The sequence below is a fragment of the Fundicoccus sp. Sow4_D5 genome (assembly GCF_052116365.1).
Classification (GTDB): Bacteria; Bacillota; Bacilli; order Lactobacillales; family Aerococcaceae; genus Fundicoccus.
Genome location: NZ_JBQKLF010000007.1, coordinates 66,130 through 82,024, shown reverse-complemented (window position 1 = coordinate 82,024; position 15,895 = coordinate 66,130). Strand labels below are relative to the sequence as shown.

At 39.4% G+C, this 15,895-nt stretch carries 13 protein-coding genes; 9 read left to right on the top strand and 4 right to left on the bottom strand.

Going from position 1 to position 15,895, the window contains the following annotated elements:
• Positions 1 to 63 precede the first annotated feature (63 nt).
• Positions 64 to 744, top strand: a complete 681-nt coding sequence (locus ACTQ45_RS09145; protein WP_441753071.1) for a zinc metallopeptidase — start codon at positions 64 to 66, stop codon at positions 742 to 744.
• 24 nt (positions 745 to 768) lie between these two features.
• Entirely contained in the window at positions 769 to 1,968 is a 1,200-nt protein-coding gene (locus ACTQ45_RS09140; protein ID WP_441763505.1) for a GTPase, read from the top strand.
• 160 nt (positions 1,969 to 2,128) lie between these two features.
• Here ACTQ45_RS09140 and ACTQ45_RS09135 read toward each other — a convergent pair whose 3' ends face one another.
• Together ACTQ45_RS09135 and ACTQ45_RS09130 are read right to left on the bottom strand one after the other, a co-directional pair.
• Entirely contained in the window at positions 2,129 to 2,878 is a 750-nt protein-coding gene (locus ACTQ45_RS09135) for an ABC transporter permease (RefSeq protein ID WP_441763504.1), read from the bottom strand.
• Positions 2,871 to 3,806 (bottom strand): ABC transporter ATP-binding protein, encoded by a 936-nt coding sequence (locus tag ACTQ45_RS09130; RefSeq protein ID WP_441753066.1) that lies wholly within the window; start codon positions 3,804 to 3,806, stop codon positions 2,871 to 2,873. Before ACTQ45_RS09130 ends, ACTQ45_RS09135 begins: the two co-directional genes overlap by 8 nt.
• 297 nt (positions 3,807 to 4,103) lie before the next feature.
• Here ACTQ45_RS09130 and ACTQ45_RS09125 point away from each other — a divergent pair, with 297 nt between their 5' ends.
• From ACTQ45_RS09125 to ACTQ45_RS09105, 5 genes are all read left to right on the top strand, one after another.
• Positions 4,104 to 5,081 (top strand): metal ABC transporter solute-binding protein, Zn/Mn family, encoded by a 978-nt coding sequence (locus tag ACTQ45_RS09125; RefSeq protein WP_441763503.1) that lies wholly within the window; start codon positions 4,104 to 4,106, stop codon positions 5,079 to 5,081.
• Between the two features lie 133 nt (positions 5,082 to 5,214).
• Complete coding sequence (locus ACTQ45_RS09120; protein ID WP_441753062.1) at positions 5,215 to 5,931, top strand: metal ABC transporter ATP-binding protein; 717 nt, start codon at positions 5,215 to 5,217, stop codon at positions 5,929 to 5,931.
• Positions 5,868 to 6,683 (top strand): metal ABC transporter permease, encoded by an 816-nt coding sequence (locus ACTQ45_RS09115; RefSeq protein ID WP_441763502.1) that lies wholly within the window; start codon positions 5,868 to 5,870, stop codon positions 6,681 to 6,683. The genes ACTQ45_RS09120 and ACTQ45_RS09115 overlap by 64 nt, the downstream gene beginning before the upstream one ends.
• A gap of 227 nt (positions 6,684 to 6,910) precedes the next feature.
• The gene (locus ACTQ45_RS09110; RefSeq protein WP_441763501.1) at positions 6,911 to 7,696 is read left to right on the top strand and encodes a hypothetical protein; all 786 of its coding nucleotides are present in this window, start codon (positions 6,911 to 6,913) and stop codon (positions 7,694 to 7,696) included.
• Positions 7,697 to 8,306: 610 nt separating this feature from the next.
• A complete protein-coding gene (locus tag ACTQ45_RS09105) occupies positions 8,307 to 10,187 on the top strand; it encodes a LysM peptidoglycan-binding domain-containing protein (protein WP_441763500.1) in 1,881 nt (626 codons plus the stop codon).
• A 53-nt stretch (positions 10,188 to 10,240) separates the two neighbouring features.
• On the opposite strand, the gene ACTQ45_RS09100 is transcribed toward ACTQ45_RS09105, so the two are convergent.
• A complete protein-coding gene (locus ACTQ45_RS09100) occupies positions 10,241 to 11,383 on the bottom strand; it encodes a DUF1648 domain-containing protein (protein WP_441763499.1) in 1,143 nt (380 codons plus the stop codon).
• 2 nt (positions 11,384 to 11,385) lie between these two features.
• The gene (locus ACTQ45_RS09095) at positions 11,386 to 11,793 is read right to left on the bottom strand and encodes a GntR family transcriptional regulator (protein ID WP_441763498.1); all 408 of its coding nucleotides are present in this window, start codon (positions 11,791 to 11,793) and stop codon (positions 11,386 to 11,388) included.
• A gap of 175 nt (positions 11,794 to 11,968) precedes the next feature.
• Here ACTQ45_RS09095 and ACTQ45_RS09090 point away from each other — a divergent pair, with 175 nt between their 5' ends.
• Both ACTQ45_RS09090 and ACTQ45_RS09085 read left to right on the top strand, forming a co-directional pair.
• Positions 11,969 to 13,741: a PTS mannitol transporter subunit IICBA gene (locus tag ACTQ45_RS09090; RefSeq protein ID WP_441763497.1), complete on the top strand. Its 1,773-nt coding sequence runs from the start codon at positions 11,969 to 11,971 to the stop codon at positions 13,739 to 13,741.
• A gap of 64 nt (positions 13,742 to 13,805) precedes the next feature.
• Positions 13,806 to 15,866: a BglG family transcription antiterminator gene (locus tag ACTQ45_RS09085; protein WP_441763496.1), complete on the top strand. Its 2,061-nt coding sequence runs from the start codon at positions 13,806 to 13,808 to the stop codon at positions 15,864 to 15,866.
• Positions 15,867 to 15,895: the final 29 nt, after the last annotated feature.

The window sequence follows — 15,895 nt, the reverse complement described above, 5'->3', positions numbered from 1 at the left end:
GGACGTGATAAACTTATTATGTCTTTTATCCACTAAAATTTTATAAACACAGGAGGAATTGTTATGTATTTTGATTCGACATATATTTTAGTCTTAATTGGCATGGGAATTGTTATGTTTGCTCAACACAAAGTGACGTCTACGTTTGCACAGTTTGACTCGGTTGAGGTAGTCAATGGCATGACAGGGCGCGATATTGCAAGGGCTATTCTACAACACAGTAATATCCATGATGTAACGATAGAACACATCCAAGGCAATTTGACAGATCACTATGATCCAAGAAATAAAGTGTTGCGTTTGTCAGATGCAACGTATAATTCAAATTCGATTGCTGCTGTAGCAGTAGCTGCTCATGAATGTGGACACGCAGTCCAACATGCGCAAAATTATCATTATCTAAAGTTACGTAGTTTTCTCGCACCTTTGACACAAATTGGATCAACGATTGCGATGCCTCTAATTTTCATCGGTCTGATTCTTAGCTGGATGGGGCTTGTCACATTAGGGATTATTGCATTTTCCTTAGTACTCGTCTTTCAATTAGTTACTTTGCCAGTAGAATTTGATGCAAGTAAACGTGCACTAACGATTCTTGAAGATGGCGGCTTTATCCTTGCTAGCGAGGTGCCAGGTGCGAAGAAAGTCTTGAATGCAGCTGCTTTTACTTATATTGCGGCGACACTAAGTACAGCCTTACAGTTATTGCGTTTAATTTTAATTTCAAACAGACGTAGAAATTAGAGATTTATTAGGAGGAATGTTGCGATGAGTTTATGGTCGAAGATGAAGAAAAGAAACATGAATCCCCAGCTAGCGCAGGACTTACTTGCAAAGTCTCATGCTGAACTCAGCAAGATGCAGCCTATCAATATTATGATTGCCGGAAAAACTGGGAGTGGTAAGAGTACCCTCATCAATGCACTCTTTCGAGAAAAAATTGCAGAAACAGGTGTTGGTATGCCCATCACACAAGAGGTACAAAAGTTGACAAAAGAAGGTATTCCTTTGACACTGTTTGACACACAAGGTTTAGAGTTAAATGTGGACGTTCAACATGACGTATTGACTAGTTTATCCGCTTTGATTAAACAAGAAAAAGCTAAAGGGGAGCGCCATCAGTTGCACCTTGCTTATTATTGTTTAAATGCAAATATGTCACGAATTGAATCTTATGAAATAGAATTAATTTCTGCTATTGCACAACAGTTACCAGTCATACTGGTTTTGACACAAACAATTGGGGAAGAAACTGAGCGCTTTGAACAGTATCTGCAATCAATGGCACTGCCGGTTGAAGCAATTGTCCCTGTATTAGCTAAAGATTACCGAATACAGAAGAGTTACAGTATTCAATCGTTTGGTCTACAAGAACTGATTGATATCACACTTGAAGTGATTCCGTCTGAGGTCCATAAGGCTTTTATCAACGCCCAACGAATAGATATCCAACTTAAAGAAGACAGTGCTAAGAGTTGGGCTAAAACATATATTTCGTCTGCTTTTGGAGTGGGCTTTACACCAATCCCGATTGCAGATGCAAGTTTGCTGGTTCCGATGCAGATTACAATGCTAGGTCATATTACAGCAATCTTTGGTTTGTCATTAGACAAATCTCAAATATTAAGTATGATTGCAGGTATCGGTGGAACAGGTGGGGCAACTCTATTCGGTAAATTCCTTGTTAGCTCAGCTTTTAAAGTCATACCGGGTATTGGGACAATTACTGGTGGTGTGATTAGCGGCGCGACAGCTAGTGTGTTAACCGTCACTTTGGCTTATAGTTATATCGAAGTGCTAAAGCGAATTGCAATGGCTGAAGCAACAGGTCAAGATCTGAAGTTAGTCGAAATTCAAAAGCTGATGAATCAGAGTTTGAAAGATCAACTTGCTATTGTATCGGATATTCTGCCTGACTCAATAAAAAACCGCTTTGTGCCTGAATGGTTAGACTACTTTATTAAATAGCTATAGTCAATCTTGCGATTGATAGATACATTTAACTTCCTTTACACTTTATGCGGCATAAAGTGTAAAGGAAGTTTTATATTTGGAACAGTTTGTACGCTTAGCAGTCAAATGCAAAAGCCTTGAGAAAAATCTCAAGGCTTTTTATTCATTGCGATTATTATTTAATTTCTTTACGTTTAAATAAAGTCATTCCAATAAAAGTGAAGCTAAGAATGTAAAGAATGGCGAGTAAGTTCCCTGCATTCTCAACACCAAACAGTGAAACGTTACTCGTGGGTCTTAATTCAGTCAGAACATAGGGTCTAATGTTGCGAATGATAGTGGTCGCAAGGGAACCTAAACTTAAAATCATCGGCATCATCACGAGTGATGTCATGAGTACAATCATTGGCATCGCACCATCGGATACAAATAACACAGCTATATATAATGACAGATAGGCTAGCCAAATAGGTAAATATGCTAAGAAATTATCCATAACAATCCTATCGAACAGCAGTTGAAAGTCAGTTGGATAGAAAATTTGAAGCGTGATGGCAAATGATAAAAAGGATATCAATAAGAAGACAAGAGCAAAAACTAAAGCAACCATTGATTTACTAAAGTATAGGCTGGGTCTGGAATAGCCCACGCTCGCGCTGTTAACAATTGTTCGATGTTTATTATCATTGTTAAATGCTGTGATGGTTAAACCTAGTAATAAATAAGGAGCCATAGCAGTCGCAAAGTCAGCATAGGTACTAACGATGATAAAACTAGGAATCATCATTTGAGAATCAAAGTTTGCCCCCAGAAAATAAGGAAGTAACACCATGGCAACACTCATCAAAATAGCCATCAATAGCCAAACTTTAGATGAACGACGAATCTTCAATTGGTAAAATTCAGCTTTTATTAAATCAATCATCTTTTAGTACCGTTCCTTTCGCATGAATCATATTGAGAAAGACTTCTTCTAAGTTATGTGTTTTACGTACAAGATGCGAAAGTTTGAAATCATTATGAATCAAAAGATCCGCCATGTCTTCTGCAAGTATACTCAGTTCGTAAACTCTAATCGTTTGGTCATTACCTAAATCCATTTTAGCTTCGCTAAAGTGGTTTTGTAATAAATTAATGGCTTGCAAGGGCTTATCTACTTTAATCTCATAGAAGCTTTGGATTTTCTCCTGCAACTCCTCTTTAGTAAATTCATCAATCTTATTACCTTGCTCTAACACGACGAAACGTGTGGCTAAGTGTTCTAATTCTGACAGAATATGAGAAGAAACCAAGATCGTTAAGTCTTCCTCTTTAGCCAATTTAATCAATAACTCTCTCACTTGGATAATACCTGTTGGATCTAACCCATTAGTTGGCTCATCAAAAATCAGTAATTGAGGGCGATGTAATAAAGCCAGTGCTATGGCTAATCTTTGCTTCATCCCTAAAGAAAACTCTTTAAATTTTTTGCGATTTGTATCCGCAAGATCGACGAGTTCTAACATTTCTTGAACGCGTTCTTTTTCATTCACGTTTCGTTGAATACGGTAGAATTCTAAATTCTGCTTGGCTGTTAAATCCGGGAAAAAAGCAGGTGATTCGATAATTGTTCCAACAAAATGACGATTGTCTTGTGTTCCTTTCTCATCTAAAGAGCCAAACAAACTGAGGGAACCAGAATAAACAGGAGTCAGCCCGGTTACAATTCGGAAAAAACTTGTTTTACCAGCTCCGTTTCGTCCAGCAATTCCGACAATATCTCCTTTGTTGACGGTCAGGTCAAAGTTATTTAAGGCAAGTTGTTTGCCATAACGTTTCGTTAATTGTTTTACTTCTAAAATAGCTTCATTCATTATAGGTCGTCCTTTCATAGGTAGCAATTCATCGGGTGTGATGATTGGATAAGGTCAGTATCGCATGATTCAGTCCTAAAGAAATCAGGCGTGAGTTGTAGAAAGTTATAAAATCATACTAACGGCTGAATATTTTATAGTCTAGCAGATAGAAAAGTCGTCTTATTATAGCATACGGCCATTGGAAAACTTAAAGATAAGGGCTAAGGATAAACTGTTGACAAATGATAAGCGGTCCAGTAATATACTTTAATGTAAATGGTAACTGTTACGAATTAGATAATTTGAGGAGATCTTATGAAAACAAAAACAATGCAATTAACCAAGCGATTATTGGCCCTACTAGCTGTCCTGTGCTTTGGACTAGGACAATTACCAACTGTTGTGGCACAAGATAAGAAAGAAGTGATGACAACTTTCTATCCCGTCTATTACTTAGCCCAACGTATCGGAGGCGATGCAGTTGAAGTATCGATGTTGTTGGAAGGTAACCAAAGTGCTCATGACTATGAAGTGAGTGCTAAAGATGCAGCGAGAACCCAAGCAGCCGATTTGTTTATTTATCAAAATGACGAAATGGAATATTTTGTCAGCAGTTTATTGACCTTAATCGATACGCAAGCTGTTCAAGTATTGGAATCTACGGCTTCGATTGACTTGTTAGCAGGTGAACACCATGAAGAAGAACACCACGAAGACGAACATCACGAAGACGACGAAGACCATCATCACCATGAAGATGATCATCACGGACATTCACACGAGTATGATCCACATACTTGGTTAGACCCAATGATTTATGCTAAGCAAGCCGATAATGTTAAAAATGCTCTGATTGAACTAGATCCAGCCAATCAAACCGTCTTTGAAGAGAATGCAGCCCAATTGATTGAAGAATTGACTCAACTAAATGATGAATTCAAGACGCAATTGAGTGCTTTAGAAAATCGCCGAATGGTTGTCCAACATGCAGCCTTTGGTTATCTAGCCCATGCTTATGATTTACAGCAGGTTGCCATTGCAGGGATTTCAACGACTCAAGAGCCTAGCGCACGAGAATTAGCCACGATGCAAGATTTTATAGCAAAAGAGCAAGTCAATGTTGTCTTCGTTGAACCATCCCTTGATTCAGCGATCGCAAAGGCTGTCACAAGCGACAGTGAGGTTGAGTTACGTCCTTTAAGAACACTTGAATTTGTTTCAACTGATGAAGAAGCTCAAGGCGTCGATTATTTTTCAATTATGCGCGATAATTTAGTTGAATTAACCCGTTAAATCGCCTATGCTTCTAAAGTAGTCAGTAAAATATAAACATGTAAAGACTTAACCGAACAAACAGCCAGCACACTATGGCTTACTTTGTTCGGTTACTATTGTGTAAAATCAATGAAAGAAAAGGGTGAAAAAATTGTCAATTCTCGAAGTATCTAATCTTTCCTACTATTATGATAATGAGAAAGTTTTGAACGATATCAGCTTTACTGTAGACCAAGGCGAATTTGTTATTTTGACAGGTGAGAACGGCGCAGCCAAGTCGACTTTGATTAAAAATGTCATTGGTTTACTTAAACCGGCCACTGGCTCTGTCAAACTAGCCAAAGTGAATCATGAAGGCGAGAAATTATCGATTGGTTATGTCGCACAGAATGTGTCATCATTCAATGCTGGCTTTCCGAGTACCGTCCAGGAATTCGTAGAATCTGGTCGCTACCCTAAAGGCCGCTGGTTCAAACGTTTAGATGAAATAGATTATGAACATGTAGACCGTGCATTAAAATCGGTCGGCATGGATAAATTACGTCATAAGAAAATCGGAGAGTTATCAGGCGGTCAAAAGCAAAGAATCAGTTTAGCAAGAATTTTTGCGACCGATCCGGATGTCTTTGTTTTAGACGAACCAACTACCGGAATGGATATTGAATCAAGACGCGCTTTTTATAAGCTATTGAAACACAATATCGATCACCACAATAAAACAATTTTAATGGTGACCCATGCGGACACCGAAATTGAAGGCTATTATAGCCGAGAAATTCGTTTAGTAAGAGAGGAGGGCTCCCCATGGAGATGTTTCAGTATGACTTCATCCAACGCGCATTCATTGCCGGCGCAGCCATCTCGTTAATCACGCCGATTTTAGGTTTGTTTTTAATCCTAAGACGACAATCTTTAATGGCTGATACCTTGTCGCACATTTCACTAGCAGGAGTCGCTTTGGGGACCTTTCTAGGTATCGTTCCGACCTACACCACTCTAGTAGTTGTTATAATTGGAGCGATTCTGATTGAATACTTACGTCAAATCTACCGAGATTTCTCCGACGTGTCCGTGGCGATTATGATGGCATCCGGAATGGCTGTGGCCTTAATTTTAATGAGCTTAAATACAAATGCCGGCTCCTTCCAAATTGACCAATACCTCTTCGGCTCAATTATTTTAATATCAACGGAAGAAGTCAATATGTTAATCGGTTTGGCCTTGATTTTAATCGTACTCTACACGATTTTCAGAAAGCCACTCTATGTCATGAGTTTTGATGAAGCATCTGCTAAAACTGCAGGTTTGCCCGTTCGCTTTATTACGATTGCATTTTCAATCGTCACAGGAGTCACCATCAGTATCATGATGCCAATCGTAGGCGCTCTATTAGTATCCGCCTTAATTGTGATACCTTCAGCGACCGCGATTAAAATCTCAAAAAGCTTCACACAGACGATTCTATTCGGGGTCATTATCAATATTATCGGCATATTCGGCGGTCTGAGCGCCTCTTACCAATTTGACACCCCACCAGGCGCCTCAATCACCATCGGCTTTGTCATTATTTTCATTATAGTTTCAATCGCAACAGCCCTCAAACACCGAATGAACCGTTAATTCTAACAAAATAGTAATGATAACCTCAAAGCGTTCGACAAATTGTCGAATGCTTTTTGTTTGTGCAACAAATTGAAGGCTGATTCAATTGTCTGTGAAAAATTTTAGCATGATTATCTTGTCTCGAAAATCCTCTTATAAAAGAGTCATGACAAATTTTCAAGGAAGTTCATATCGATAGTTGCTTAAGAAAGTGAGTGGTATGATTTTACTAGGAGGGAACTTTTATGAGAAATGTAAAAAGAAGAAGCATCATACTATTGGCAGCACTCATCGTCACGGGGACAGCGAGCATTAACTTAACTAATTTAAGCCAGACTAATTTTGCTCTCCAAACAGCAGACGCTGCCACTACTTATGATCAGACTCTCTTGCCAAAAGAACATGCTGAAAAAATTATTGCGACCTTACAAGAGTTGTATCCGAGTGCGCAACTCCCGACATTTGTCTTAACTGAACAAACGCCCAATTATGTAACTGCTGCCACGACAGGATCAGCTGATCAAGACAACTTCAATATTTTATATTATGCGCAAGATGACCCGATTGCTGTTGATAATCAAGTGCTCAATGAACTGACACCCATCGCATCTTATCAAAAACTAACTTATGAAACTGAACAAGAAGCGATTGAAGCAGTTAACCAGATTATTGATTTACAAGGAGAAGAAGTCGATCTTGGTTACAATTTGACCGGCTATCTACAAGGAGCCGCCGGATCAACTTACTTGAATTGGCAAGAAGGAAACTGGAGTCTAATAGTCAGAGCGAATAATGCTGAAGAAGAGGATCCTGTTGAACTAGGCCAAGCAGTTGTAGAATACCTTGAAAAAGTCTACTTGCCAGCCCCAGAAACAGCGGGGCAAATTACGTTAGAAGCCTCTTCTAAAGATGACTTCAACGCAAGCACTACAATTTGGCAAGAAGGAACAGTAGTTTACCGCGTCAGCCATTTTGAAGCCATGTCAGTTATCAAGATGGCCGGCTCAATTACAGAACCTACCCAACAATAATCTAATGCACCTAGTGACTCGCTATATGTGAGAAGCTGGGTGCTTATTTGTTCTTGACCAATAATTCTAGCCCCTCGTCATAAGGTGTCCAGTTTATTGGGTGGAGTATATTGAGTGGAGTTTAAGAGGCTGTGAGAGTGGGGAAGATTCCACTCTTGGACAGGACGAGCGAAGAAAGTTTCAGTCGTTGACTGGACGAGCGAAGAAAGTTTCAGTCGTTGATTGTACGAGCGAAGAAAACTTCAGTCGTTGATTGTACGAGCGAAGAAAACTTCAGTCGTTGATTGTACGAGCGAAGAAAACTTCAGTCGTTGACTGGACGAGCGAAGAAAGTTTCAGTCGTTGACATTAATGTTAAAGGATAATAGAAAATTACCAATCTAGAGTTTTCGAAAATATCTCAAAGATTTATTAGGCGCCCAAAAGGAAGCGTATTCTGACTAAAAGTAACGGATTTAGATTTTATTACGTTAAAGTGTGAACTTTCTTAGGTTTTTTATAGGAAAAATATAAAAATGAATTCGCTTACCTTGAGATTTCATCTGATTGGGCGTAAAATGAAATTAAAGAGAGTGTAATCTTTTTGTAACAATAGAAAGAGGTGTGAAAGATGAAAAAGCGGCAATCTAAACGTCAAGTTATCGCGTTTCCGCTATCGCTCATTACAAGTGCAATCATTTTGGCGATGGCAAGTCAACCCGTTCTAGCCCAAACAAATTCACATACCGTCCAAGCAGGAGAGTACCTCTATTCAATCGCACAACAATATGGTGTATCAGTCAGTCAATTGAAAGAATGGAATCATTTAGCAAGTGATGACATTCACGTTGGCGTACAATTACTAGTCACCAGTCCAGAATCTGATGTTGTCGAATCTGATTTAGTCGAAACGGACTTAGTCACTGACTCGGAAACAATCGAATCTGAATTGGTCGAAACGGACCTAGTTACCGCCCCTGACACAATTGAATCCGAGTTAGTCGAAACCGATCTAATCACTGACCCTGACGCAGCAGAAACAGCAGAAACAGCAGAAACAGCAGAAACAGCAGAAACAGCAGAAACAGCAGAAACAGCAGAAACAGCAGAAACAGCAGAAACAGCAGAAACAGCAGAAACAGCAGTAGATGTAAAAGTACCAAATGAAACTGAAATTGTCGAGCCGGTAATGATGACGGTAGCGGCTCAAGAAGAGGCCGCCACTCCAGAAGCCCAGCCCGTTGCAACGACCGACATTCAAACACTGCAAGTAGCTAGTGTTGAGGAAGATTACAGTAGTGGGACCGTTGTGATTCATGTGGTAAAAGCCGGTGAGTATCTTAATCTAATTGCTCGTAATTATGGTGTGACAGCAAACGAACTGCGCTTGTGGAACCATCTGACGAGCGATACATTACAGATTGGACAAGAATTAAAAATTATACCAGCCACGCTTACCCCAACGCCAACACCAACTGACCCTCCGGCAGATGATGACGATCATAGCGGTGATGTTGTGAGTTATATCGTTAAAGCTGGGGACACTTTATGGGCCATTGCGACACGATTTGGGGTCAGCACAAATGATTTACGTTTATGGAATCACTTAACGACCGATCTGTTACAAATTGGTCAAGAACTGAAGTTGATTCCCGATATTACCGACCCAACCTACCCTGAAGATCCGGATGACCATAGTGGAGATGTTGTGACTTATATTGTAAAAGCTGGCGATACTTTATGGAGTATTGGTAACCGCTTCGATGTGAGTTTAAATAGCCTTCGTTTATGGAATCATCTGACGAACGACATCTTGAGGGTTGGTCAGGAGTTGAAACTTATTCCGCCAGTTCCAGCACCAGAACCAACTGACCCTGAGGATCCACCAGAAGAAGTGACAGTTCATATCGTCCGTTCCGGCGATACCTTATGGGCAATTGGTCGCCGTTATGGTGTGACAGTCAATCAAATTAAACAATGGAACCATTTAACAACCAACTTCCTATCCATCGGACAAAGGTTGAGCATCGGCACCCAAACCCCAACGCCGCCCCCAACGGATGACACACGCTATACTGTTCGTTCTGGCGATACTCTATGGAGTATTGCGACCCGATATGGCGTAACTGTAGCCCACTTGAAAGAGTGGAATGCCTTAACGACGAACCTATTGTCAGTTGGACAAAGATTGATTGTGGCTGGTGAAGCTACAGCAAATCCACCGACGACCACACGTTACACCGTTCGATCAGGTGATACCTTGTGGGCGATTAGTCGCCGCTATGGTGTGACAGTCAATCAGCTGATGACTTGGAATAAGCTAACATCTAGCTTTCTATCGATTGGCCAACAGTTGAGTGTGAGTTTGCCAAGTGTGACTTATACAGTTAAAACAGGCGATTCCTTATGGAAAATTGCGACGCAATTTGGTAGCACAATTGAACAATTGAAAAATTGGAATGCTTTAACGACCAATGTAATCTACGTGAATCAAGTATTAATAGTTAAGTAAAACAATAACCCCTATTTAACGGTGATTATCGTTAATTAGGGGTTTTATAAGAACTAATCTAAATTGAGTGATAATACAATTGTTAAAACGATAAACAACAGCAAACCAACGACTGCTAGCCATGCTTGCCAACGAGCCATATTCAGCGTCGACCCAATACCATAACGCTTTTCAACAAAAATCGCCGCATCGTCAGGATTATAATAAATCATCCCCGCGAGCCAACGCGAGTCATCCTCATTGTCAAAATAGGGCTGTACATCTTCTGGGCGATCACCAGGTAAATGTAATTTTTCACCCGCTTGCCCATAGCGAACGGACAAATAAAGCGAGGCGCCAATAATAACGACGAGAAAGACGACGATAAAAGTAATTATCCAACCGAAATAACCTTCTTGGATAAACATCGAATATAGAAAGATTATAGAAAGTAACAATTGAGTCAAAATAGCAGTAATATAGTAGAGGCGTGACCATGCTTCTCTAAACAAACGGCTCTTCTCACTTGAAACTTGTGGTGAAACGGGAGATAACTTTTGACGTGATTTAATAAAACTGTAGTAAGCATACTGTAAAACTGGAATCAGCAGTAATTGTAAAGCGGGTATTGCCAAGACTGAGGACCAACTTTTAGTGACATAACGATTCACTTCCATATTGATATCCCAATTGAAGGGGATTTGCTCAGGAATACGGTCGAAATAAATAACTGCTAGAACAATCGGCACGATGATGATGGCGATTTGAGATAAGAAGAAGGTTTTAAAGCTAATCGTCGTTAATTTTTCGTGATAATTTGTATCGACAACGGTTTTACTTCTCTGTGCGAAAGCTTCAGCTGGTAATGTTTGTTTCCATTTAAGAATACTTCGACGGTATCTTAAATATAGAAAGAAAGATCCAACCATTTGCAAGATGATCACAAACGTTGAATAAATTGTCAAGAAAAATTCTAATTGTTTGTCATCTTGAATGACAAAAGGAACAAACAACAAGGGGAAAACAGCCAGTATACTGACACCAATCGTCCAGTAAGTATATTGTTTAATAGCCTGTTTGATTTTGTCATCTTGAACATATTGACTAGGTAAAGACACACCAAAAGGAGTAGACTGACGGCTGATTAATGGGGTGATACCTACTAAAAAGCCAGTTGCAACAATGGTTAGTATCATAATAATATTAAAAATCCACATACTCATCTCTCCTTTGGTGTTTCTTTAAGTTCTTGCGCAATAACGTGTGTCCATTGAGTAAATTCCTTCAGATTCACACCATGAATGAAGCTGTTAATCATCAGGTTTTTCAGTTGTTCTTTGAGTTCAAGCTGATACATCGGTGATTCCAACTGAATCTTGTTTAAGTAGATGCTATAACCTTGTTGATTTTTTCTGAGAACCCCTTCATCTACTAACATATTGTAAGCTTTATTGACGGTGTGCATATTCACACCTAAGTCACTAGCAAGAATACGTACGCTTGGTAGTGCTTGACCAATCTCAGCTTGTCCATTGACGACAGCTTGTTTAATCTGTTGGGTCAGTTGCAAATATAAAGGAACTTGGCTATTGGGATCAATTTCGAAAAACATTTCATCACCTCTCATTTATTACGACCGCTTGTTATATATCAACTATAACAATCGATGTCCTATTTTGTCAATTGGGTTATCTAGAAGTGTGTCACTAAGCTTTGTGCCAAAACTATAGGTGAAAGAAATTGAAAACGCAACCATTAAGCCGTACAATTAGGATGAAATTAAAATAAAAGGAGGAAGTTTTATGGCGCAGAATAACAAAGGCTTTAAAGCAAGCGTGCAGAAACTAGGAAGTCACTTAAGTGGCATGGTTATGCCGAATATTGGAGCGTTTATCGCTTGGGGGATCATTACAGCACTCTTTATTCCAACAGGTTGGTTGCCGAATGAGGAACTATCATCGTTAGTGGGACCAATGCAAACGTATCTTTTACCTTTATTAATTGCTTATTCAGCAGGTAATATGGTACACGCACATCGTGGTGGAGTGATTGCAACGGTTGCTTCAATGGGAGTGATTGTAGGGTCTTCAGTGCCAATGTTTATTGGTGCAATGTTAATGGGACCGTTTGCTGCTTGGGTATTGAAGAAATTTGACGAAAAGTTTGCTGACAACATTCCATCAGGATTTGAAATGTTAGTCAACAACTTCTCGTCAGGTATCATTGGTTTCATCTTAGCCATCATTGGTTACTATGCGATTGGACCAGTTGTAACGTCAATGACAAATGCGTTAGCAACAGGTGTAAATACGATTGTTGAAGCAAACTTATTACCTTTAGCTAATGTCTTTATCGAACCAGCCAAAATATTATTCTTAAACAATGCGATTAACCACGGAATCTTAACGCCTTTAGGGACTCAAGAAGTGGCAGAAGTCGGAAAATCAATACTTTATCTATTAGAAGCGAACCCTGGACCAGGTTTAGGTGTCTTATTAGCCTTCATGTTCTTTGGTAAAGGTTCAGCTAGAGCCTCTTCTCCAGGAGCAATCATTATTCACTTCTTAGGTGGGATTCATGAAATTTACTTCCCATACGTGATGATGAAACCTTTAATGTTCTTGGCGGTTATTGCCGGTGGGGTTTCAGGGACATTTGTTTTACAAACATTAGGCGCTGGTTTAAGTGGCGCAGCTTCACCAGGTTCAATTATTGCAATTTTAGGTATGACAGCACCAGGTAGTCATGTGGCTGTTCTTGCAGGGGTTGCGACAGGGGCATTAGTATCATTCTTAGTCGGAGCAGTCATTTTAAAAGCAGATAAAACAGTTGAAGCAGACGATAGTTTTGAACAATCACAAGCAGCAATCGCAGCGGCTAAAGCTGAATCAAAAGGCTTACCAAGTGATACAGTGGTTAAATCTGATGCTGTACCAAGTGTAGATACTATTGATCGCATCGTGTTTGCGTGTGATGCTGGGATGGGTTCAAGTGCCATGGGAGCTTCACTTCTACGTAAGAAAGTTAAAGCAGCTGGTTTAGGTTTATTAGTAACTAACTCTGCGATTAACAGTTTAAAAGATGATGGTAAAACATTAGTGATTACGCAAGAAGAATTAACGACTCGTGCGCGTAAACAAGCACCTTCGTCAACTCATGTTTCTGTAGAGAATTTCTTAGATGATAAACGCTATGACCAAATACTGGCAGATATGCAAAGTGGGCCATCATCAGTAAAAAAGTCTGAGGCAGTCGTTGAAGCAACGGATACAGTTACAGAAACAGCTGCTCCTTACACTAAAGTAAGACGCGTCATCTTTGCACACGGCGACCAAATAGCTTCTAGTGCAATGGGTGCGTCTCTACTACGCAATCAAGCGAAAAAACAAGGCTTAAACCTTGTTGTGACCACGTCTCCATTAGCAAATATTGCCGATGATGCACACTCGTTAATTATTACTGTAGCTGATTTGAGTGCAGCAGCTAAAGAAACTGCACCGTCAGCGCAACACTTAACGCTTGCTTCATTACATGAAGAAGGTCAATACCGTGATCTTGTGTTAAAATTTAAATAAGCAATTGAGGAGCCTTAAGCAGTGGACATTATTCACTGCTTGAAGCTGTTTGAGGGGGGATAAAGTGTATTTTACAAATCGTGAGAAAATAATTCTTGAACTTTTAATAGAATATCCAAATGGTGTGACATTGGAAGAACTGCAACGAATTCTCAATGTAAGTAAACGCACTATTTACCGCGAAATTGCTAGTATCGAAGCAAGTCTAGCTAAATTTCAACTTCAAATTAACAAGCCTCGAGGAGCGGGTTATCGCTTAATGGGCGAACCTTTTCAAATTCAAACTCTAAAGCAGAAAGTATATCAAACAACTCATACAAGTTTTGATATGATTCAGCGTCAGCATGCCTTGGCCATTACTTTATTGTTAGCGGATGAGGCTATTACGATGGACGCACTCGCTTATGATTTCGAAGTCAGTGTCGGGACCATCCATGCAGATTTAAGTATGATTGACGAAAGTCTAGAGGGTTTTGCCCTTAAAATTGAACGCTTGAAAACACGAGGCATTCATGTCAAAGGTGGGGAAAAAGAGCGGCGGCAAATTGTGAGCAGTTTACTTTATGGGAACATTAACGAATATGATTTCTTTCAATATTTACACCAACTGACCGCTCAAGATTTACCATTTAGTGATCATTTCTTTATTAATGTGATGTCACCTAATGCTCTATATTTAGCAAGAAAAGTCATTATGAACGAAACCAAAGATCTCTTTGATAGTGTGACGGATAATCAGTTGCAGCAAATTATTATTATTCTCGCTTTGTCGATTGATCGGATTTTAAAAGGGTCTATTATTGATACTGCGATTGTTGCACGGGACATCCCAACCGATATTATTAAGTTGTCCCATCAAATTTTGGGTTTTATTGAGACGATATTGAAGTGTCCAGTGAACATGAACGAACGTCACTTCTTTGCCTTACAATTGGAAGGCTTGAATTATAAGACGCCTCAAAACATTTTTATCGAGAGTTTTAATGCTGAAATATCTTATCAAATTAAGGAGTTTATTCGGATTACCTCTCAGGAAACAGGCTACGATTTTCGTAAAGACGAGACATTGTATGAAGACTTAATGGCTCATATCAAAGCAGCCATTAAACGTCCGATTTCTCTGGTTCAGAAAATTGACAATCCCTTGCTCCAGAAAATTTTAGATGAATACGACTTAATTTACGAAGGGGTCAAAGTTGCCAGGCGAGAAATTTTTGCGGATAAAAAATTATCACAAGAAGAGATGGCTTATATTGTCATTCATTTCGCCTCTTCTTTAGAAAGATATCCAGGAAATCGTAATATAACGGCCTTAGTATTATGTTCGAGTGGTATTGGGACGTCTAAAATTTTGGAAAGTCGTATTCTGAAATATTTACCTGAAATTAATGTAGTGGATGTCTCGAAAATATCTCAGATGGATAACATCCATTTCGAACATTACGATATTATTTTGTCGACTATCTTTTTACCAGGTTTCCAGCATAGCTACCGGGTGATTTCACCTTTATTATTAGATGATGAAGTACGTGAGATCCGAGAATATATGAAACAGGCATTACTCAATGATTTACCAAGAAAAGAAGCTCCTACAGAGGCGCCAAAGTCGGCCGAAAACTTTGAAGATGTGTATCAAACCATGAAAATTGCGAATAACCTTTTGCAGCGCTTTGATGTGAAACAAAGCAACAGCTTAGAGACTTTAGAGGATAGCTTATATCAAATTTTACTTGAGATAGAGGGCTTTATTGTGACGGATGCCACGCAAGTGACGAATCAAGTGGTTCAAAGATATTTGCAAGCGCCGATCGGCATTCCGAATTCTAATATTGCACTGTTTCATAGTACGAATCGGTGGGTCTCAGAGCCCTATTTTGCCATTTTTGATTTGGACCGGACCTTCCCGATTATGGGGATGGATCGACGCAGTATTGATTTGCAGCGAATTCTTTTGATGCTGGCACCTGAACCGTTATCAACAACAAATGAAATGTTATTAGGTAAAATCAGTAGTTCGATTATTGAAAGTGATTTAAATACTGAAATATATAAGTCAGGGTCTAAAGAACTGATTTATCAATTATTAAGTTCGTTATTGGTCGACGAGATTCGAAAAATAGATTAAAGACGCTTGACTTGAAATGAAGCGAGGAG

Bases quoted from the DNA above. Each gene is read 5' to 3' on its own strand.
- ACTQ45_RS09135 (WP_441763504.1), bottom strand. From the start codon at position 2,878: ATGATTGATTTAATAAAAGCTGAATTTTACCAATTGAAGATTCGTCGT.
- ACTQ45_RS09115 (WP_441763502.1), top strand. From the start codon at position 5,868: ATGGAGATGTTTCAGTATGACTTCATCCAACGCGCATTCATTGCCGGC.
- ACTQ45_RS09145 (WP_441753071.1), top strand. From the start codon at position 64: ATGTATTTTGATTCGACATATATTTTAGTCTTAATTGGCATGGGAATT.
- ACTQ45_RS09095 (WP_441763498.1), bottom strand. From the start codon at position 11,793: ATGAGAGGTGATGAAATGTTTTTCGAAATTGATCCCAATAGCCAAGTT.
- ACTQ45_RS09110 (WP_441763501.1), top strand. From the start codon at position 6,911: ATGAGAAATGTAAAAAGAAGAAGCATCATACTATTGGCAGCACTCATC.
- ACTQ45_RS09090 (WP_441763497.1), top strand. From the start codon at position 11,969: ATGGCGCAGAATAACAAAGGCTTTAAAGCAAGCGTGCAGAAACTAGGA.
- ACTQ45_RS09100 (WP_441763499.1), bottom strand. From the start codon at position 11,383: ATGTGGATTTTTAATATTATTATGATACTAACCATTGTTGCAACTGGC.
- ACTQ45_RS09130 (WP_441753066.1), bottom strand. From the start codon at position 3,806: ATGAATGAAGCTATTTTAGAAGTAAAACAATTAACGAAACGTTATGGC.
- ACTQ45_RS09140 (WP_441763505.1), top strand. From the start codon at position 769: ATGAGTTTATGGTCGAAGATGAAGAAAAGAAACATGAATCCCCAGCTA.
- ACTQ45_RS09125 (WP_441763503.1), top strand. From the start codon at position 4,104: ATGAAAACAAAAACAATGCAATTAACCAAGCGATTATTGGCCCTACTA.
- ACTQ45_RS09105 (WP_441763500.1), top strand. From the start codon at position 8,307: ATGAAAAAGCGGCAATCTAAACGTCAAGTTATCGCGTTTCCGCTATCG.